At 59.8% G+C, this 20,629-nt stretch carries 10 protein-coding genes; 7 read left to right on the top strand and 3 right to left on the bottom strand.

Annotated elements, in window-relative coordinates; genetic code table 11:
- Positions 1–48 precede the first annotated feature (48 nt).
- The 3 genes from LOY36_RS21115 (at position 49) to LOY36_RS21105 (ending at position 2,256) form a co-directional block, all read left to right on the top strand.
- Positions 49–378 (top strand): 3-phosphoglycerate kinase, encoded by a 330-nt coding sequence (locus tag LOY36_RS21115; RefSeq protein ID WP_258670715.1) that lies wholly within the window; start codon positions 49–51, stop codon positions 376–378.
- A 150-nt stretch (positions 379–528) separates the two neighbouring features.
- Positions 529–1,128: an FMN-dependent NADH-azoreductase gene (locus LOY36_RS21110; RefSeq protein ID WP_019580787.1), complete on the top strand. Its 600-nt coding sequence runs from the start codon at positions 529–531 to the stop codon at positions 1,126–1,128.
- A 261-nt stretch (positions 1,129–1,389) separates the two neighbouring features.
- On the top strand, positions 1,390–2,256 hold the full coding sequence (locus LOY36_RS21105; RefSeq protein ID WP_258670711.1) for a carboxylate/amino acid/amine transporter: 867 nt from the start codon (positions 1,390–1,392) through the stop codon (positions 2,254–2,256).
- Between the two features lie 6 nt (positions 2,257–2,262).
- Here LOY36_RS21105 and LOY36_RS21100 read toward each other — a convergent pair whose 3' ends face one another.
- Entirely contained in the window at positions 2,263–3,150 is an 888-nt protein-coding gene (locus LOY36_RS21100; protein WP_026331831.1) for a LysR family transcriptional regulator, read from the bottom strand.
- A gap of 157 nt (positions 3,151–3,307) precedes the next feature.
- Here LOY36_RS21100 and LOY36_RS21095 point away from each other — a divergent pair, with 157 nt between their 5' ends.
- The gene (locus tag LOY36_RS21095; RefSeq protein ID WP_007934054.1) at positions 3,308–3,952 is read left to right on the top strand and encodes a hydrolase; all 645 of its coding nucleotides are present in this window, start codon (positions 3,308–3,310) and stop codon (positions 3,950–3,952) included.
- Positions 3,953–4,077: 125 nt separating this feature from the next.
- Here LOY36_RS21095 and LOY36_RS21090 read toward each other — a convergent pair whose 3' ends face one another.
- The gene (locus LOY36_RS21090; RefSeq protein WP_258670708.1) at positions 4,078–5,376 is read right to left on the bottom strand and encodes a mechanosensitive ion channel family protein; all 1,299 of its coding nucleotides are present in this window, start codon (positions 5,374–5,376) and stop codon (positions 4,078–4,080) included.
- A gap of 193 nt (positions 5,377–5,569) precedes the next feature.
- Here LOY36_RS21090 and LOY36_RS21085 point away from each other — a divergent pair, with 193 nt between their 5' ends.
- Positions 5,570–6,916, top strand: coding sequence for a DEAD/DEAH box helicase (locus tag LOY36_RS21085; protein WP_258670705.1), 1,347 nt, complete (start codon positions 5,570–5,572; stop codon positions 6,914–6,916).
- 68 nt (positions 6,917–6,984) lie between these two features.
- Here LOY36_RS21085 and LOY36_RS21080 read toward each other — a convergent pair whose 3' ends face one another.
- Positions 6,985–7,290: a hypothetical protein gene (locus tag LOY36_RS21080; RefSeq protein WP_258670701.1), complete on the bottom strand. Its 306-nt coding sequence runs from the start codon at positions 7,288–7,290 to the stop codon at positions 6,985–6,987.
- A gap of 141 nt (positions 7,291–7,431) precedes the next feature.
- Here LOY36_RS21080 and LOY36_RS21075 point away from each other — a divergent pair, with 141 nt between their 5' ends.
- Both LOY36_RS21075 and LOY36_RS21070 read left to right on the top strand, forming a co-directional pair.
- Entirely contained in the window at positions 7,432–9,138 is a 1,707-nt protein-coding gene (locus LOY36_RS21075; RefSeq protein ID WP_258670698.1) for a ShlB/FhaC/HecB family hemolysin secretion/activation protein, read from the top strand.
- A 24-nt stretch (positions 9,139–9,162) separates the two neighbouring features.
- On the top strand, positions 9,163–20,628 hold the full coding sequence (locus tag LOY36_RS21070; protein ID WP_258670695.1) for a glycohydrolase toxin TNT-related protein: 11,466 nt from the start codon (positions 9,163–9,165) through the stop codon (positions 20,626–20,628).
- Position 20,629: the final 1 nt, after the last annotated feature.

Genomic DNA, 20,629 nt, shown 5'->3' with positions numbered 1-20,629 from the left:
TTGAGCTCCTCTTGTCCTAAGCTGGCAGTTCTTATTGGAGACTGCGGAATGAAAAAAATCTGTTGTGTGATGGCAGGGTGTGCGTTGTTGGCGATGTTGCCTCTGACTGCGTTTGCCTATCCGATCGATGTCAATAAACAGCTCAACGGTTTGAAGGTCGACTACAACGCCTACGACACGGACGCCGACATCGGCTCCATTCAGGTCAACAACTACGGCGACACCGACGTCACTTGCAAAGTGGTTTTCAATAACGGTCCGGAAGCGCCACGCACCCGCAAGATCGACGTACCCGCCGGCAAACACAAAAACGCCACGGCCAAGTTCACCCGCACCATCATCAAGCTGCGTATCGACCTGACTTGCACCCCGAAATGACCTCAAGCGGAGCATGTCGCCTGGGCATGCTTCGCTTATAAACGAATTTATCGATGCTTTATAGCAGTTATTTGCGCTTTTTCATCGATATGACTCTGTTTAACCTTCACTCCATCGACCTACAGCATTCTCAGATGGAGGCTACATCCCATGTCCCGCGTTCTGATCATCGAAAGCAGCGCCCGTCAGCAAGACTCGGTTTCCCGCCAGCTGACCCAGACCTTCATCAGCCAGTGGAAAGCCGCACACCCAGCCGACCAGATCACCGTCCGTGACCTGGCCGTCAACCCGGTGCCGCACCTGGACATCAACCTGCTGGGCGGCTGGATGAAACCTGTCGAACAACGCAACGAGATCGAACAGGCCTCGCTGGAACGCTCCAACCAATTGACCGACGAACTGCTGGCCGCCGACGTGCTGGTGATGGCAGCGCCCATGTACAACTTCGCGATTCCGAGCACCTTGAAAGCCTGGCTCGACCATGTGCTGCGTGCCGGCGTGACTTTCAAATACACCGAGACCGGTCCGCAAGGTTTGCTCAGCGGCAAGCGCGCCTACGTGCTGACCGCTCGCGGCGGGATCTACGCCGGCAGCACCGCGGATCATCAGGAACCTTACCTGCGTCAGGTCATGGGCTTTATCGGCATCCACGACGTCACGTTCATTCACGCCGAAGGCATGAACCTGGGCGGTGACTTCCAGGAGAAAGGCCTGAACCAGGCCAACGCCAAACTGGCCCAGGTCGCCTAAGCCGTTAATCGCCAGATAATCACTGGATGGTCTAGTGACCTGGCGCAACCCTTCAAGCCTGCACGCGCATCGAACCTCCCTTTGCACTTATTGCTCCTGAGTGCTCTAGCCCGATTGAACGCTTTAGCGAGATCGGGCTTTTTTTTGCCTGGGATTTAATGGGCACTGATGGACCTGTGGGCGCGGGCTTGTGTGTTGGCTGACCGTTCGCGATAACGGGCAAAAAACGCTATCGTCGCCGCCATTCAAAACGAGGCGAGCATGGGCTATCTACTTTTTGTCACGCTGATCCAGGCGTTTTCCTTCAGTTTGATCGGCGAATACCTGGCCGGTCATGTCGACAGCTACTTCGCAGTGCTTGTGCGAGTGCTGCTGGCGGGGCTGGTGTTCATTCCGCTGACACGCTGGCGTTCGGTCGAGCCGGCATTCATGCGCGGGATGTTGTTGATCGGCGCGCTGCAGTTCGGTGTGACCTATGTCTGTTTGTATTTGAGCTTCCGCGTGCTGACGGTGCCGGAAGTGCTGCTGTTCACCATCCTCACGCCGCTGCACGTGACCCTGATCGAAGACGCGCTGAACCGGCGCTTCAATCCGTGGGCCTTGATTGCGGCATTGGTGGCCGTGGCGGGTGCGGCAGTGATTCGCTACGACCGGATCAATCCGGACTTCTTCATGGGCTTTTTGTTGCTGCAACTGGCCAACTTCACCTACGCCGCCGGGCAGGTGCTCTATAAACATCTGGTGGCCCGCCATCCGAGCGATCTGCCGCATTATCGGCGATTCGGCTACTTCTATCTGGGCGCATTGGCGGTGGCGTTGCCGGCATTTCTGCTGTTCGGCAAACAGAACTTCCTGCCCGAAGCGCCGCTGCAATGGGGCGTGCTGCTGTTCCTCGGCCTGGTCTCGACCGCGCTGGGTTTGTACTGGTGGAACAAGGGCGCGTGCCTGGTGAATGGCGGGATGCTGGCGGTGATGAACAACCTGCATGTGCCGGTGGGGTTGCTGATCAATTTGCTGATCTGGAATCAGCATGAAGAGTTGGGGCGGTTGTTGTTGGGTGGATCGGTCATTCTGGCGGCGGTGTGGATCAGCCGGTTGGGTGTACGCCAACCCGTCATTGCACACTAAACCGGGTTAATTCGGCGCCAACTGCGCCACCAGAAACTCAATAAACGCCCGGGTCTTTTGCGGTACGCGACGCGAGGAAGGGTAAACCGCGTTGATGGTAATCGCTGGTGCCTGCCACTCGCACAGCACCGGCACCAGCCGGCCTGCCGCCAACGCGTCTTCCACAATGAAATCAGGCAGCAGGGCGATGCCCATCCCGGCTTCGGCGGCCTGAGCGAGCAAGTCGCCGTTGTTGGCGTGCAACGGGCCGGAAACGTTGACCCGTTGCGTCTCCTTGCCATTGCACAACTGCAGGCTCACGCCGCTTTGCAGATACCCGTAATTCAGGCATTGATGCGCGCGCAAGTCTTGCGGGGTCCGCGGTATGCCTGCACGCGCCAGATAGGCGGGGGAGGCCACCATGATCCGCGGTGCCGGTGCCAGTTGCCGGGCGATCATGGTCGAGTCTGGCATGCTGGCGATGCGAATCGTCACATCGAAGCCGCCACGCACTGGATCGACCTGTTGATCGCTGAGCACCAGTTGAAGCTCGATGTTCGGATGCTGCTCATGGAACAGCGGAATCAACCGTCCAAGGCGATGCAGGCCGAACGACATCGGCGCATTCACCCGCAACACCCCGCGTAGCTCGCCGATGCCGTCTCGAGCGCGCTGCTCGGCCTCGTCCAGCGCGGACAACACCTCCCGCGCCGCCTCGAAATACTCGGCGCCAGCCTCGGTCAAGTGCAGGCTGCGCGTGGTGCGCTGCAGCAATTGCACGCCGATTGCTTCCTCCAACGCCTGAATCTGTTTACTCACCTTTGATCGCGGCACGTCCATCGCGCGAGCGGCAGCTGCGAAGCCGTTCTCGCCAACCGTCACGACAAAGGCGCGCATGCATTCGATCCGATCCACGATTGTCCCTTTTTTAGAATCAATTATTCTCGATTTTAGGGAATTGTCCCTTTTTTATCTAGCCCGTAAAGTTACTTCCAAGCCAGCAAGCAAACAGCTTGAGGCAAGTGACTCACCCAATACTCATTAAACAAATCGACATCAAAAGGAACGCGCCATGTCTAACCGTGAATTGCTCAACCCAACCAACTCCGCCCTGATCCTGATCGACCACCAGCCGCAAATGGCGTTCGGCGTGCAGTCGATCGACCGTCAGACCCTGAAGAACAACACCGTGGGTCTGGCGAAGGCCGCGAAGATTTTCAACGTGCCGACGATCTACACCTCAGTTGAAACCGAAAGCTTCAGCGGCTTCATCTGGCCGGAGTTGCTGGCTGTTCACCCAGAGCAGAAGCCGATCGAGCGCACCTCGATGAACTCCTGGGAAGACAAGGCGCTGGTTGACGCGGTGAAAGCCACCGGCCGCAAGAAGCTGATCATTGCCGCGCTCTGGACTGAAGTCTGCCTGACCTTCCCGGCGCTGGAAGCCCTGGCTGAAGGCTACGAGGTGTACATCGTGACCGACGCGTCTGGCGGCACCACCAAAGAAGCTCACGACATGTCGGTGCAGCGGATGATTCAGGCCGGCGCGGTGCCGGTCACCTGGCAACAAGTGCTGCTGGAATACCAGCGTGACTGGGCACACAAAGACACTTACGAGGCGGTGATGGAACTGGTGCTGGAGCACAGCGGCGCGTATGGCATGGGCGTGGATTACGCCTACACCATGGTGCACAAGGCGCCGCAGCGTCAGGTCAAATAACACCGTTACCCTTGTAGAAGCATGGCTTGCCCGCGAAGGCGGAGTATCAGTCGATAACTATGTTGACTGATACTCCGCCTTCGCGGGCAAGTCGGATCGCCGCACCGCTCGCACAGGGGCGGTGTTTACATGATGTGTTTTTCCGGCTCCGGAATGTGGCTCGCGCCTAACATGGCCGGAAGCAATCCGGCCCTTAAATCCCCGCCACTCGGCTGCTGATAAAGACTCAATCCGAACTCCGGCAGTACCGCCAGCAGATAATCGAAAATATCCCCCTGAATCCGCTCGTAATCGGCCCACACCGTGGTGCGGGTGAAGCAGTAGATTTCCAGCGGAATACCCTGTGCAGTGGTCTGCATCTGGCGAACCATGCAGGTCATGTTCTGCTGAACCTCCGGGTGACTTTTCAGATACGCCAGCGCATAGGCGCGGAAGGTGCCGATGTTGGTCATCCGCCGACGGTTGGCCGCCATCGCCGCGACGTTGCCCTGGGCTTCGTTCCAGGCCTTGAGCTCGGCTGTCTTGCGGCTCATGTAGTCGGTCAGCAAATGTACCTGGGACAGTTTCTGCTCTTCATCATCGCGAATGAACCGCACGCCGCTGGCGTCGATGAACAGGCTGCGCTTGATCCGCCGTCCGCCGGACTGCTGCATGCCGCGCCAGTTCTTGAACGACTCGGACATCAGGCGCCAGGTCGGGATCGACACAATTGTCTTGTCGAAATTCTGCACCTTGACCGTGTGCAAAGTGATGTCCACCACGTCACCGTCGGCACCGACTTGCGGCATCTCGATCCAGTCGCCGACCCGCAGCATGTCGTTGCTGGTCAGTTGCACGCTGGCGACGAATGACAACAGGGTGTCCTTGTAGACCAACAGAATCACCGCCGACATGGCGCCCAGACCCGACAGCAGCAACAGCGGCGAACGGTCGATCAACGTGGCGACGATGATGATCGCGCCAAACACGAACAACACCATTTTCGCCAGTTGCACATAGCCTTTGATCGAGCGGGTGCGGGCGTGTTCGGTGCGGGCATAGATGTCCAGCAGGGCATTGAGCAACGCGCTGATGGACAGCACCAGGAACAGGATGGTGAACGCCAGCGCCACGTTGCCGAGGAAGTTCATGCTGGTCTTGCCCAACTCCGGCACCAGGTGCAGGCCGAACTGGATCACCAGCGATGGCGTCATTTGCGCCAGGCGATGAAACACTTTGTTGTGGCGAAAGTCGTTGACCCAGTGCAACGCCGGCTGGCGACCGAGCATTTTGGTCGCATGAAGAATGAGGTAACGCGCCACTCGTCCGAGCACCAGCGCCACCACCAGCAGCAACATCAGCGCGAGTGTGGAATGCAGGAGCGGGTGCTGATCGAGGGCACCCCAGAGGTCTTGGGCGTTGAGCCAGAGCTGTTTGATATCCATGGGTGAAAACGCTTCTTCTGTAGGGCGCGACGGGGCGATTAGAGCATTTAAGAGGTTGCGGATGACGTTTTGAGACAAATCAGGCAACAAAAAAGCCACTGTTTGCAGCCGTTTGTATAAAGAAACTCGGCCTTCGCGCTCGAAACCGTTACCCTATGCAGCTGTTTTTTTGTATTTCTTCGAGGTAGCACCCGTGTTTTCCCAATTCGCCCTGCACGAACGCCTGCTCAAAGCCGTGGCCGAGCTTAAATTTGTCGAGCCAACGCCTGTGCAAGCAGCGGCTATTCCGCTGGCGCTCCAAGGGCGTGACCTGCGGGTGACAGCGCAAACCGGCAGCGGCAAAACCGCAGCCTTCGTTTTGCCGATCCTCAACCGCTTGATCGGCCCGGCCAAAGTCCGCGTCAGCATCAAGACCCTGATCCTGCTGCCGACCCGCGAGTTGGCCCAGCAAACCATCAAGGAAGTCGAGCGCTTCGCGCAGTTCACTTTCATCAAGTCCGGCCTGATCACCGGCGGTGAAGACTTCAAGGTCCAGGCCGCCATGCTGCGCAAGGTGCCGGACATCCTGATCGGTACACCAGGCCGGATGATCGAGCAACTGAACGCCGGCAACCTCGACCTCAAGGAAGTCGAAGTGCTGGTGCTCGACGAAGCCGACCGCATGCTCGACATGGGTTTTGCCGAAGACGTGCAGCGTCTGGTGGACGAGTGCACCAGCCGTCAGCAGACCATGCTGTTCTCCGCCACCACCGGCGGTTCGGGCCTGCGCGAGATGATCGCCAAGGTCCTGAACAACCCTGAGCACTTGCAGCTCAACGCGGTCAGCCAGCTGAACGACACCACTCGTCAGCAAATCATTACCGCTGACCACAACCAGCACAAAGAACAGATCGTCAACTGGCTGCTGGCCAACGAGACCTACCAGAAGGCCATCGTCTTCACCAACACCCGGGCCATGGCCGACCGTATCTACGGCCGGCTGGTGGCACAGGAATACAAAGCGTTCGTCCTGCACGGCGAGAAAGACCAGAAAGACCGCAAACTGGCCATCGACCGCCTGAAGCAGGGCGGGGTGAAAATCCTCGTCGCCACCGACGTCGCCGCCCGCGGTCTGGACGTGGAAGGCCTGGACCTGGTGATCAACTTCGACATGCCGCGCAGCGGCGACGAATATGTTCACCGCATCGGCCGTACCGGCCGCGCCGGCAACGATGGCCTGGCCATCTCGCTGATCTGCCACGGCGACTGGAACCTGATGTCGAGCATCGAGCGCTACCTCAAGCAGAGCTTCGAGCGCCGTACCATCAAGGAAGTCAAAGGCACCTACGGCGGACCGAAAAAGGTCAAGGCCTCGGGCAAAGCCGTTGGCGTGAAGAAGAAAAAGGTCGACGCCAAGGGTGACAAGAAGAAAACCGGCGCCAAGGCTCCGACCAAGCGCAAGATCGCCAACCGCCCGAAGACCGACGCCCTGTCGCTGGTCAGCAAGGACGGCATGGCGCCTTTGAAACGCCGTAAGCCGGAAGCGCCGGCGGCTGAATAAAGCACCGTAGCGATTCAATAAAAACCCGGACAGTGTCCGGGTTTTTTTACGTCAAAAGATCTTGCCATCTAACCCCCGGCTTTGTTCTTCGCCGATTCCAACTCCTTCAAACGCTGATCGATCACCTGGCACTTGTCCGGCAAATCCTTGCTGGCCGTCTCCAGGTCCATCTTCTGCAACTCGTCATTGATCTCCTTGGCCTTGGCCGGGTTCTGCTCAGTGATCTTGGCGACTTCCTTGGCCAGTTGTTCACGCTTGGCGGTGGCTTCCTCGGGAGGGCACGCCCAGATGGGGAGGGTGCAGGTGAGGGTGGCGGCGAGGGTGGCGAAAAGTTCAGCTTCCGAGAGCCACAGGCATGTTTGCGGGGTTGGCATAGGAGATTTACTAATGCTTATCGCCAACCCTACCGTTCGTCGACCTCCCCACCAGAATGGATCCATTTGTTGACGTCAAAATAGTGGCCATCTAATATCGCGCCACTATTGTGCTATCAGTCTCCATTCGAGGGATCGAACATGTACCCACCCGCCCTCGTGGCGAGGTTGTGCCTGGCTTTGCTGTGCCTTTCTCCGCTGAATCTTGCTCACGCCGCCCCCACCCCCGGTGAAACCGATCTGATCCGCGAACGTCAGGATCGCTTGCTCGACGAGCAGCGTCGGCGTCTCGAGGAGCTCAAGGAATTACCCGGCAAGGCAGCCAAACCCGCGCCTCCGACGGCCCCGGCCGACGCCCGTTGTTTCCCCATTCAGGACATCGAGCTCAAAGGCGCCGACAGTCTTTCGGACGGCGAGAAAAATCGCCTGCTCAAGCCTTACATCGGCCAGTGCCTGGGCGTTACGCAGCTCAACGAGTTGCTGAAAGTCATCACCGATCTGTACATCGAGAAGGGCCTGGTCACCAGCCGGGCCTACTTGCCGCAGCAGGATTTGTCCGCCGGGCATTTGAAGGTACTGGTGGTCGAGGGCCGGCTCGAAGGGTTGAAGGGCGCGGAGGGCAGCCAGCTGTCGGACCGTGAACTGGCCATGGCTTTTCCCGGCAAGAGCGGGGAGCTGGTCAATCTGCGGGAAATCGAGCAGATGGTGGATCAGCTCAACCGCTTGCCGTCGAATCAGGCGCAGATGGAGTTGTCGCCGGGCAAGAACGTCGGTGGCAGTGAAGTGCTGGTCAAGAACACGCCGCAGAAGCCGTGGCGTGCCGGGTTGTCGCGCAGCAACGACGGCCAGCGTAGCACCGGCGAGCAGCAGTGGGGCACGACGTTCGATTGGGACAGCCCGCTGGGCCTGGCCGATCAGTTGATGCTGCGTGGTGGTCACGATGCGATGAGCGATCACCAGCACACCTCCAATAACGCGATGCTCAATTACAGCGTGCCGTGGGGCTGGTGGAACTTCAGTTACACCTACAGCCAGAGCGAATACCGCTCGCAAGCCCAGGCCAACGGTTTCAATTTCAAGCAGACCGGCGACAGCGAAAACCATCAGTTGCGCGCCGAGCGGGTGATCCATCGCGACGCCCTGAGCAAGACCTCCCTCAGCACCGGTCTCTCGTACCTGCGCACCAACAACTTCATCGAAGACAGCAAGCTCAAGCTGAGCAGCAACCGCATCAGCGAAGCGCAGTTCGGCATCAACCACGGTCGGCGGGTCGGCAGTGCCTTCGTCAACCTCGACCTGGGCATGCAACAAGGCATCGGCGCGTTCGACGCCCAGGGTAACGGTGATCCGGGCCCCGGCGAGCCGAACGCGCGTTACCGCAAATACACCGCCACTGCGAGTTATCTGCAGCCGTTCAAGCTGTGGGGCGAGTCCTTCAGTTTCAGCAGCCTGATGACCGGCCAGCGCAGTGAAGACGTGCTGTTCAGCCCGCAGCGCACCAGCCTCGGCGGGCAGTCGTCGATTCGCGGTTACAAGGACCAGTCGTTGTCCGGTGACAGCGGCGGCTACTGGCGCAACGACCTGCGCTGGAGCCGTCCGGTGACCCTGGAATGGCTGCGCCCGGTGTTCGCTGAATACGGCACCAGCCTCGGTTATGACCAGGGCGTGATCCGTGGCGACCGCTACAACGGCGATCAGCACGGGCGGATGTCCAGCGACTCCGTGGAGTTGTTCGCCCGGGGTCAGCATGTGGCCGCCAGCGTGACTTTTGCCCATTCCCTGGAACGCCCTGACGTGCTGACCGAGCGCGAAGCGCCGATCTACTTCCGCGTGGATTTCTTCCTCTAATTACGCCTCTTCGAGAACACTGACATGGACGTTCGCCATTACGCCTTCCTCGCTAGCCAGCCCTCGGCTGCGGTCAAAAATCGCGAGCACTTCTGGGGCATGCCCAAGCGCGGGTTGGCGTTCCTGTTGGCCAACGTCATGTTCTGGCAGCCGATGTGGGCGCAGGCCGACGGGATCGTGGTGGCTACGCCCGGCACCAGCCTCGGCCAGGCGGGCAATGGCGTGCCGATCATCCAGATCGCCACGCCCAATGGCACGGGTCTGTCGCATAACCAGTTCCACGATTACAACGTCGGCAGCCAGGGGGTGATCCTCAATAACGTCGCCGCGCAGACCGGCGCGACGCAACTGGGTGGGATCATTGTCGGCAACCCGAACCTGACCAACGGGATCGCGGCGCAAACCATCCTCAACGAAGTGGTCGGCGGCAGCCCCAGCCAGTTGCGCGGCTACACCGAAGTGGCGGGGCAGTCGGCGCGGGTCATCGTCGCCAACCCCTACGGCATCAGCTGCAACGGCTGCGGCTTCATCAACACCCCGCGCGTGACCCTGACCACCGGCAAACCGGTGCTGGACAACGGTCGTCTCGATCGCTTCCAGGTCGATCAGGGCAGCGTCTCCATCGACGGCGCCGGGCTGAACGCCAACAACGTCGACCGCTTCGAAATCATCACCCGCAGCGCGAAGATCAACGCCGAGATTCAGGCGAAAAACCTGACCATCATTGCTGGTCGCAACGACGTCAACGCCGACAGCCTCAACGCCACCGCCCGTGCCGATGACGGCAGTGCCAAACCACAACTGGCGATCGACTCTTCCGCGTTGGGCGGCATGTACGCCGGGGCGATCAAACTGGTCGGCACCGAAGCCGGGGTCGGGGTGAAACTCGACGGCAACCTGGCCGCCAGCGGTGGCGATATCCAGCTCGACGCCAACGGCCATCTCAGCCTGGCGCAGACCTCGGCGGCGGGGGCCGTGAACGTCAAAGCCGCCAGCCTCGATGCGCGCGGCCCGGTCTACGCCGGCACCGTCGTCAACGTGCAAACCCAAGGTAACCTGAGCAACCAGCAAACCCTCGCCGCGCGGGACAGCATCGCGCTGACGGCCGGTGGTGTGCTGACCAACAACGGCATCATCGAAGCCGGGGTCAACGCCGATACCAGCCGCAATGCCAGCGGCGATGTGAACCTGAATGCGCAGAATTTCACCAACACTGGCAAGAGCGTGGTGGCCAGCCGCAATCTGACGGTCAATACCGCGCAGACGTTGAATAACCAGGGCGGCACTTTAAGCGGGCAGAAAAAAACCAGCATCACTGCTACTACGCTGGATAACCAGAACAAGGGCCGAGTATTGGGCAGCGGCGCTCTGGAGCTAAAAGCTACGCAGGTCCTCAACACCCAGGGCGTCATTACCAGCAACGGCAACCTCACGGCCAATCTCGGCCACCTGAACAACCACGATGGTGAAGTTTCCAGCGCTGGCAACACCACCCTCACCGCAACAACACTGGACAACAGTGACGGCCAGGTCACGGGCGACGTTGCCCTGAACATTGGCTTGATCGGCGCCCTGAATAACCAGAACGGCGTGCTGGGTTCCGGCCAAAGCGTGAGCATCAGCGCCGCCAGCCTGGATAACAGTCATGGCGGCAGCCTGGTTAGCGATGGCAGCTTCACCGCACGCATCAATGGCTTGTTCGATAACCAGAATGGCGACCTGAGTGCCAAAGACGTGGTCGACCTGCAAACCGGCAGCCTCGACAACCGCAATGGCAGCCTGACCGGCAAGGATCGCCTGACCCTGCGCAGCGATTCGCTGGATAACCGCACCGGCAAAGTACGCGCTGGCAAAGACCTGCAACTGACCGTCGGACAACTCGATAACCGCCAGCAAGGTCTGCTCAACAGCCAGGCCGCCATCAACTTCAATGGCACTCATCTGGATAACCGCGGCGGCTTGCTCAGCGCGGCGGGGGCGGTGCAACTGCAGGCGGCCAGCGTCGACAACAGCGGCGGTCGTATCTCCGGCACAACCGATCTGACGGCCAAGGTTGCGCAATTCACCAACCAGGGCGGCGAGCTTGTCGCTCAAGGAACGTTGAGCCTCAATGGCAACGGACTCGATAACCGCAACGGCGGACTGGTAGGCGCGACAAAAGCGCTGAAACTCAATGTCGATGAGGTGGACAACCGCGGCGGCGAGATCTCCAGCGCCGTTGATGTGGCCATTGAAGGCCAAAGCCTGAACAACAGTGACAACGGCAAGATTCTGGCTGGCACCGAGCTGGGCCTGAAAGTGGCGCAGATCATCAACCAGACCAAGGGGCTGTTGTTCGGCAAGGGCGCCACGACGGTAACGGGGCAGAGTCTGGACAACAGCGGTGGCAGCCTGGTCACTCAGCTTGGGCTGGATATCCGCCTCGACAACGCGCTAAGCAACATCGAAGGCCTGATCAGCAGTGAAGGCACCCTGACGGTCAACGCGGCGAGCCTCGACAGCACCCGTGGCAGCGTGTCGAGCGCCGGCGCGTTGGCGCTGACGACGACAGGAGTGCTGAACAATCAGGGCGGGTCGATCACCACCGACAGCGGCTTGACCCTCAACAGCCAAAGCCTGAACAACAGCCAGAACGGCCTGATCAGTGGTAAGAGCGCGACCGCCGTCACCACGGGTACGTTCGACAACACTCAGGGCGGTCAATTGATCAGCGGCGATACGCTCGACCTGACCGCGACCCAGGTCAGTAATGGCGTTGCCAGCCGAATCGCCAGCGATAAGGCCCTGACCGCCAGTGTCACCGGTTTCGATCAGCAGGGCGGTCAGCTGTTCAGCAAAACCGTCCTGAGCCTGGACTTGAATCACGGCCAACTGAACAACCAGAACGGGCTGATCAATGCACCGTTGCTGATGTTGAAAAATCTCAAGGACGTCAACAACCGGAACGGTGAAATCTCCAGCGCCCAGGCCTTCACACTGGCCGCCCAGAACCTGGATAACAGTAACGGCAAGCTGATCAGTAATCAGGGTCTGACGCTGCACATCGATCAACTGCTCGCCAGCATCAAGGGCCTGATTTCCGCACAGACCCTGGAGGTGCGCAGCGCGCGCCTGGACAACACCGGCGGCTTGATCAGCAGTCATGGCACCCTCGGGATGACGGTGGACGGTCAGATCGTCAATCAGGATGGCACTTTCATCGCTGACGGTGATGTGCATCTCAGCGCCGATAGCCTGGACAACACCCATGGCCAGATCGCCGGTAAAGCCGATGTCACGGCCAACGTTGCGACCCTGAACAATCAGGGCGGTCAACTGATTGCCGCCGGTGGCCTGACATTGACCAGTACCAGCCTCGACAATCGCAACAGCGGCCTGGTTGGTGCAACCAATGCGCTGCAACTGAACGTTGGATCGGTCGACAACCGTGGTGGCGAGTTGTCGAGCAAGTCAGATGTGACCCTGGTCGGTAATAGTCTGGACAACAGCGATGGTGGCCAGGTATTCGCCGGCGGCGCTTTGTCCCTGACGGTCGAAAACATCATCAACCGCGCCAAAGGCCTGCTCTCGGGCAAGGCCGACCTGTCATTGACCGGCCGCGACCTCGATAACAGTGGCGGCTCGCTGTTGAGTCAGAAAAACCTGACGCTCGATCTCAGGGGGGACCTGAACAACAGCCAGGGTCTGCTCAGCGCTGAAGGCTCACTCGGGGTCACGGCCGCCAGCCTGACCAACACCCTGGGCAGTGTTTCCGCGGCAGGGCCGCTGACGTTGACCACCACCGGAGCCATTCTCAACCAGGGCGGCGAGATCGTCACGGATGCTGGCATCACACTCAACAGTGCCAGCCTCGACAACCGCAATAACGGCAGCATCAGTGGCAAGGGGGCGGTGATCGTCAACACTGGTGCACTGGATAACAGCCACACCGGTCGCTTGAACAGCGGCGCCAGTCTGGACCTGACCACCACTCAACTGACCAACCAGGACGGCGGCCGCATCGCCAGTGTCGGGGCCCTGACGGCCAGTGTCACCGGCCTGGATCAGCAAGGCGGGCAACTGTTCAGCAACACGTCTCTGACACTGGATCTGAACAAGGGTCAGCTGAACAACCAGAACGGTCTGATCAGCGCGCCGTTGTTGATGCTCAAAAACCTCACCGACGTTAATAACAACGGCGGCGAAATCTCCAGCGCCGAGGCTTTCACCATCGCTGCTCGCAGCCTGGATAACAGCAACGGCAAACTGCTGAGCAATCAGCCCCTGACCCTGCGCATCGATCAGGCGCTGACCAACCTCAAAGGCTTGATCGCCGCCGCAGCACTCGACGTCAAAGCCGCCAGCCTGGACAACAGTGGCGGCACGCTGACCAGCCGCGCCAACCTCGACCTGAACCTCGACGGGCTGCTGACAAACCAGAGCCAGGGACTGATCAACGCCACCACGGGGCTGACGGTCAATAGCAGTGGCCTGAATAACCAGAACGGTTCTTTGCTGGGCAGCGCCATCGCCATCGACTTCGGGGCGGCCACCGGCGACCTGAACAACGGCGCCGGGCTGATCACCACCACGGGTTTGCTGAGCCTCAAGCACCTGCGTGACCTGAATAACCGGAACGGCGAAATCTCCAGCAGCCAGAGCCTCGATCTGACGGCCCGTGCACTGGATAACAACAACAACGGCAAATTGATCAGCAATAACCTGCTGACGGTCAACGCCGACACGGTACTCAACCAGGGCGGTCTGATCTCCGGCTGGCAGGGCCTGAGCCTCACCGGCAACAGCCTGGACAACCGCAACAAAGGTACGCTGTCGAGTCATGACAGCGATGTGGCCGTCACCGTCAGCGGTGCCATTCTCAACAGCGGCGAAGGTGCACTGGTCAGCCGGAAAACCCTGAGCGTCAACGCGTCGAGCCTGGACAACAGCAACGGCGGCATTCTGTCCAGCGGCGGCAATCAGACCCTGACCCTCAGCGGCCTGCTGAACAATGCTCAGGGCGGCTTGATCGACAGCGGCGCAACCCTGGCGATGCAGGCGATGACCCTGGGTAATGCCGGCGGCACCGTCAACGCAAAACAGGACCTCAGTTTCACCGGCACCACACTGGATAACACCGGCGGCAATCTGATCGGCAACGGTGCCGTGACCCTCGACCTGCTCGGCGCCCTGACCAACACCAACGGCAAACTGGCCAGCGCCGGCCCACTGCTGGTGCAACGCGCCACGCAAATCAATAACCAGGGCGGTCAAATCGCCAGCCAAGGCTTGATGACGCTGCTCACCGGTGGCCTGGACAACCGCAATCTCGGCACCATCGCGGCCAATGATCTACTGACCATCACCACGGGCGGCACGCTACAGAACAGCGCCGACGGCCAGATCTACAGCCAGAATGGCGACCTGCAAATCCAGGCCGCCAGCCTCGTCAACGCCAAGGGCACTCTGCAAAGCCAGGGGGCTTTGAACCTCACCATCGGCGGCGATATCGACAACCAGAGCGGCCGCATTGTCGCCAAGGACGGTGACCTGTCGATCAAGGCCGGCAATCTCGATAACCGCGGCGGGGTGCTCGCCAGCCTGCAAGCTGCGTTCACGGCCAACCTGACGGGTGTGTTGAAAAACGGCTATGACCTGAACAACAACCGCCGCAGCGGCGTCACCCAGGCCCAGCGCCTGAACCTGACTGCGCTGGCCGGTATCGACAACTACGGCGGGCGTATCGCTGCGCAAAGCGGCGACGCGATTATTGCCACCGGTAACTTCGACAACCGCAATGGCGGCCTCTATGCCAAAGGCAAGGTCAGCGTCACCGGCAACAACTTTGACAACAGCGGCGACAACGACGGCCAGATCGCCGGTCAACAGATCGACCTCACCCTCAGCGGTGCCCTGAACAACCGACTGGGCATCATCGAGAGCGACAGCACCCTGTCGATCAAGGCTGCCAGCCTCGACAACCAGACCGGCCAACTGCGCGCCCTCGGCGACAAAGGCAAAACCAGCTTCCAGATCGGTGGCCTGTTCGACAACCGCAACGGCACCCTGGAAAGCGCCAACACCGACCTGACCATGGCGGTGGGCGGCTTCCTCAACGGTGGCGGCAGTCTGCTGCACGTGGGCAACGGTACTTTCGACATTTCCACCGCCAACGTCACCGGCGCCGGTGGCACCATCGTTACTCGCGGCGGCCTGACCCTCAACGCCGACAGCTGGACCAACAGCAACGTCATCCAGGCTGGACGCCTGACCGTTAACGTCAATAGTTTCACCCAGACGGCGAGTGGTCAGTTGCTGGCCTCGGATAGCCTCGTCGGTACCGGTGTCAACTGGTTCAACGAAGGATTGATTGCCAGTGACGGCAGCATGAACGTGGGGCTGAGCGGTGCTTACTGGGGTGCTGGTCGTCTTAGCAGCCAAGGGGCCCTTGGCCTGAATGCCGCGCAAGTGAGCCTCAATAGCGTCACCTCCAGCATCGCTGGCGGTGGCAACACCACGCTCAATGTCAGTGGTCAACTGGACAACGCCGGTCGCCTGACCTCAGGCGCCAACCTGACGGTTAACGCCGGCGGGATCAACAACTTCGGGACGCTGGCCAGTGCTCAACAACTGACTGCCACCACCGGATCGCTGGGTAACTACAGCGGGCTGATCTTCAGCGGCGGCAACATGGGCTTGCGGGTCAATGCGCTGAACAACAGCTACGCCAACATCTACAGCCTGGGCAACCTGACGATCGACCGTAACGGTCAAGGCGCCCAGGCCGCCAGCATCATCAACAGCTCATCGTCGATTCAAAGCGACGGCAGCATGAGTCTGGCGGCGAGCACGATTCAGAACATTCGCGCGGTGCTGACCACCAATAACCAGGGCATCTACACCGCCCGGATTGGCGAAATCACCTGTATCGAAGGGGTGAACGCGGGCGACTGCAGCGGCAAGCAAAACCATGTCTGGGAGATCGTGCAGCGCGACAAATTTGAAGTCACTGAGGCCAGTGCCGCGTCCAGCATCACGGCGGGCGGGGACCTTACCCTGACCGGCGGCGACCTGCTGAACCAGAGCAGCACCATCGCCACCGGCGGCAATCTGAGCGCCTCGCTGGTCAACCTGACCAACAGCGGTATCGAGACCGGCGAAACCGAGACCTCCCGGGTATTTCGCTCCGAACGAACCCGCAACGCAGGCGGACTGTACAACGCGGCCGGTAGTTTCACCGACAAGTACTGGTTCGAAAGCGCGGGCTACACCCCCAACGACCTGGGGGGGCTTGAGGCCGGGATGGCCAACTTTATTGGCATGACCGAAGCTGAACTGCCTCAGTTCGCTACGACCACAAAAATCTCGTCCAGCGACCAAAGTTACGCCGCCGTGATCCAGGCTGCTGGCGCGGTCAACATCAACGCCCAGAACAATATCGATAACAGTGTCGTACGCCCTGGCTACACCTACGTGGGCAGTGGTCCGCGCACGGGCACCGGTGCTGCGGGCAGCCAGTTCTCCACCCGCATCACCCTCAATCAACAATTGCCGCCCAACCTGGCCCAACAGCAAGTCAACCCGCTGGCCTTGCCCGGCTTCGCTCTGCCCACCGGGCAAAACGGTCTGTTCCGCCTGAGCGGCCAAGACAGCAGCACTCCAGTGGCCAGCGGTCCGCAAAGCTGGACCATGGGCGGCGGCAGCGTCAGCACGACCCAGCGTCAGCAACCGGTGGTTAACGTCCAGCCAAGGAACATTCTACCGGTCAGCAACACTCAGGCCTCCGCCAGCAGCGTTGACCTGAAGCCCGTTGATTATGTGGCGTCGAACGTGGGCGCCGGCGCCAGCGCGATCGACGTCAGCGCACCGGCTGCCAATTCAACCGGCTCGGCGCTGCCGGGTCGTTCCACGGCCTTTACCATCAATCGCGTCCAAGGGTTGCCGGCCAGCAGCGGCCAGTCCAAACCCCAGAAATACCTGATCGAAACCAACCCGGTACTTACCGACCTCAAGCAATTCATGAGCTCGGACTACCTGTTGTCGAACCTGGGCTACGACCCCGACCAAAGTGCCAAGCGCCTGGGCGATGGCCTCTATGAACAACGCCTGATCCAGCAAGCGGTAGTGGCGCGTACCGGTCAGCGCTTTATCGATGGCCAGACCAGCGACGAAGGCTTGTTCAAATACTTGATGAACAACGCCGTCGCCAGCAAAACAGAACTCAACCTGTCGCTGGGCGTCAGCCTGACCTCCGAACAAGTCGCGGCCCTCACCCACGACATTGTCTGGATGGAAAATGCCGAGGTAAATGGCGAGCAAGTACTGGTGCCGGTGCTGTACCTGGCCAACGCCAACAATCGCCTGGCCGCCAACGGTGCCTTGATCCAGGGCAGCGACGTGACCCTGATCGCCGGCAAAGACCTGAACAACGCCGGCACCTTGCGCGCTTCCAACAACCTGTCGGCCACCGCCACCAACGACCTGGTCAACAGCGGCCTGGTGGAAGCCGGCAATCGCCTCGACCTGAAAGCCGGCAACAACATAGTCAACAAGGCCGGCGGCATCATCGCCGGCCGTGACGTCACGTTGACCACCACCCGGGGCGACGTGATCAACGAACGCACCGTCACCACTCATGAAAGTGGCAGCGGCTATCGCGACGAGCGGACTGACTTCGCCGACAGCGCCGCGCGCATCGAGGCCGCCAACGACCTCACCGTGAAGGCGGGGCAAGACATCAACATTGTCGGTGGTGTCATGCAAAGTGGTCGGGACATGAGTCTGAATGCAGGTCGAGACCTCAATGTGGTCTCGACGCAGGTCACCAACAGTGTGTTCAAGGATAGCAATCACAACAGCAGCGACATCACTCAACTGGGCGCCAGCATCAGCGCCGGACGTGACCTGTCGGCGGATGCCAAGCGTGATATCAACGTCATCGCCAGCCAGATCGATGCCAAGCGCAACATCGCCATGACGGCGACCGACAACCTGACCATCAGCTCAGCAGCGGATGAAGAACACTCCCTGTCCAAGAGCAAAAAACTCACTGTCCAGGAAGACCACGTCAGCCAGGTCATGTCGGGTGTCACGGCGGGCGGCAACGTGAATTTGAAAGCCGGTGAGGATCTCGCCGTCATCTCCAGCCGCATTACCGCGGGCAATGAGGCTTACCTGGTGGCGGGTGACAGCCTCGATATTCTTGCGGCGAAAGACAGCGACTACTCGCTGTATGACATGAAGAAAAAGGGCTCCTTCGGCGCGAAGAAAACCAAACGTGATGAAGTTACCGACGTGAAATACATCGGCAGTGAAATCACCACAGGCGGCAACTTGACGCTGGCCAGCGGCGGGGATCAGCGCTATCAGGTGGCGAAGTTGGAGAGTGGCAAGGACATCACGCTGGACAGTGGTGGCTCCATCACGTTTGAAGCGGTCAAGGACCTGCATGACGAGAGCCACACCAAGAGCGACAGCAACGCTGCCTGGAACTCGATGAAGGGCAAAGGCAACACGGATGAAACCTTGCGTCAAAGTGAGTTGGTGGCCAACGGCGCGTTGGTGATCAAGGCGGTGAATGGTCTCAAAATCGATATCAAGCAAATCGATCAGAAGAGCGTCAGCCAGACCATCGATTCCATGGTGGCGGCCGATCCTAAGTTGGCCTGGTTGAAAGAGGCCGAACAGCGAGGCGATGTTGATTGGCACCGTGTGGAAGAAATCCACAAGAGCTTCAAATACTCAAGTTCGGGACTCGGCGTCGCCGCACAACTGGCCTTGGCAATCTTGTTGGCAGCGGTCACGGGCGGGGCAGGAGCCGGGTTGATAGGTGCCACAGCGGGTACCTTTTCAGCAGGCTTTGCCAACGCGGTATTGATCGCGGTGGAAACTACGGCAGCCAACAGCGCCATCAGTAACAAGGGCAACTTGGGGGCAGTCTTAAAAGACACCTTCAGCAGCGAAAGCCTCAAAGGTTACGTGCTCTCCGGGGTGTTGGGTGGAATTGGCAGCAGCACCAGCCTGGGTTATGACCCAAGCAAAATTGGGTTCGACTTGGACAGTCTTGGCCAAGTCGTTCTCAAGGCCAGTGCAGACACCGTGGCCCAAACCGTCCTCCAGGGCGGCAGTCTGAGCGACAACTTTGTCGACAACCTGCTGGGTGCCATCGTTAATATTGGTGGTGCCATTGCGGCCAATAAAGTCGGCAACCTGAATCTAGTCGACGGCAGCCCGACAAAGATCGCGGCGCATGCGCTGGTCGGTGGTTTGAAGTCGATGGCCATGGGGGGCGACTTCAAGACGGGCGCGTTGGCCGGCGGCGCCAACGAAGCGATGGTGCAGTACCTGGCGGATTTGATCCTTCCGGACAACTATGACCCGAACATGCCGGGTGCCGATCAGGCCAAAGCCAACTTGTTGGCGATGTCGCAGTTGCTGGCGGTACTCACGGCAGTCGTTTCAGGCACTGATCCCAACATTGCGGCGAACATCGCTGCCACGGCCACCCAATACAACTACCTGTCTCACTCGGATCTGGAGAGGGCGGCAAACGAGTTGAAGGGCTGCGGGAGTGACTCCGCATGTATAAACAAGGCGTATGCCGACTATCACGAACTGAGCCGCCAGCAGGATATTGATGCGGTCGCGCAATGTGCAGCGAATCCTGCCAACTGTGCTTCCATCTCCAAGCGTGTCGCCGAGGCTGAGAAGCAAACCCAAAGTCTCAAAGACATGGCCGCTTCGGCATCGCCTGAAGCCGTCAAGATCTTTGATCGGTTGATCACGGAGAACAACGGCTTCCAGAACATGCTCGCGGGAGTTACCGCCGGGCATTCGGTCGATGCGATTGCCGATACCCTTGTTCAAAAGTTTGGCTTCAGCCACGAGGCCGCCGTTGCTGCCGTCGAGAATTTTGCGACGTTCGTGGCCGGGTGGAATCCGATCGTCAAGCCTGTGGGGGTGGGTGGTGGTAAGGGCCCGACCAAAGAAGGCGGATCGGGGACGAAAGGTGGGACGGATGCTTCCGGGAATGGCACTGGTGGTGTAAAAGGCGGGGTACGGGAGCCAGTAGCCAACCCGACACCTGCGCAGGTTGCCACTGCTGATAAGTTGGGTGTTGATCCTCGGTGGGTGAAACCTGACGGAAGTCCCGATTGGCCAACAAAAGCAAATAATGGTTTTGACGGAGGGTTCAATGGGCCTCCGACGATTACTGCGCTTCAGCCGGGCCATACGTTTGACAGGTATGGTGGCCGTTTTGATGAGAAAGGTAACTTTACTGATCAGGGTAAATTTGTGGCCCCGATAGACGTGCCGTTTGATCAGCGCGCCTTGCCTGACTCAAGTCTGAAATCACCCTATAGGCAGTATGAGGTCTTAAAGCCTATCCCAGAGGTAAACTCTGGAAGCGCGGCTCCTTGGTTTGGAAAGCCTGGCATGGGGACTCAGTATCAATTACCTATGAGCATTGATGAGTTGGTGAAGGAAGGTTTCATCAGACCGATAAAATAAC

It is taken from the genome of Pseudomonas sp. B21-019 (assembly GCF_024749225.1).
In the GTDB taxonomy this organism is placed as follows: domain Bacteria; phylum Pseudomonadota; class Gammaproteobacteria; order Pseudomonadales; family Pseudomonadaceae; genus Aquipseudomonas.
The sequence above is the reverse complement of the archived record's forward strand: the minus strand, read 5'-3'. Positions and strand labels throughout refer to the sequence as shown.

Bases quoted from the DNA above. Each gene is read 5' to 3' on its own strand.
- LOY36_RS21115 (WP_258670715.1), top strand. From the start codon at position 49: ATGAAAAAAATCTGTTGTGTGATGGCAGGGTGTGCGTTGTTGGCGATG.
- LOY36_RS21110 (WP_019580787.1), top strand. From the start codon at position 529: ATGTCCCGCGTTCTGATCATCGAAAGCAGCGCCCGTCAGCAAGACTCG.
- LOY36_RS21105 (WP_258670711.1), top strand. From the start codon at position 1,390: ATGGGCTATCTACTTTTTGTCACGCTGATCCAGGCGTTTTCCTTCAGT.
- LOY36_RS21095 (WP_007934054.1), top strand. From the start codon at position 3,308: ATGTCTAACCGTGAATTGCTCAACCCAACCAACTCCGCCCTGATCCTG.
- LOY36_RS21090 (WP_258670708.1), bottom strand. From the start codon at position 5,376: ATGGATATCAAACAGCTCTGGCTCAACGCCCAAGACCTCTGGGGTGCC.
- LOY36_RS21080 (WP_258670701.1), bottom strand. From the start codon at position 7,290: ATGCCAACCCCGCAAACATGCCTGTGGCTCTCGGAAGCTGAACTTTTC.
- LOY36_RS21075 (WP_258670698.1), top strand. From the start codon at position 7,432: ATGTACCCACCCGCCCTCGTGGCGAGGTTGTGCCTGGCTTTGCTGTGC.
- LOY36_RS21070 (WP_258670695.1), top strand. From the start codon at position 9,163: ATGGACGTTCGCCATTACGCCTTCCTCGCTAGCCAGCCCTCGGCTGCG.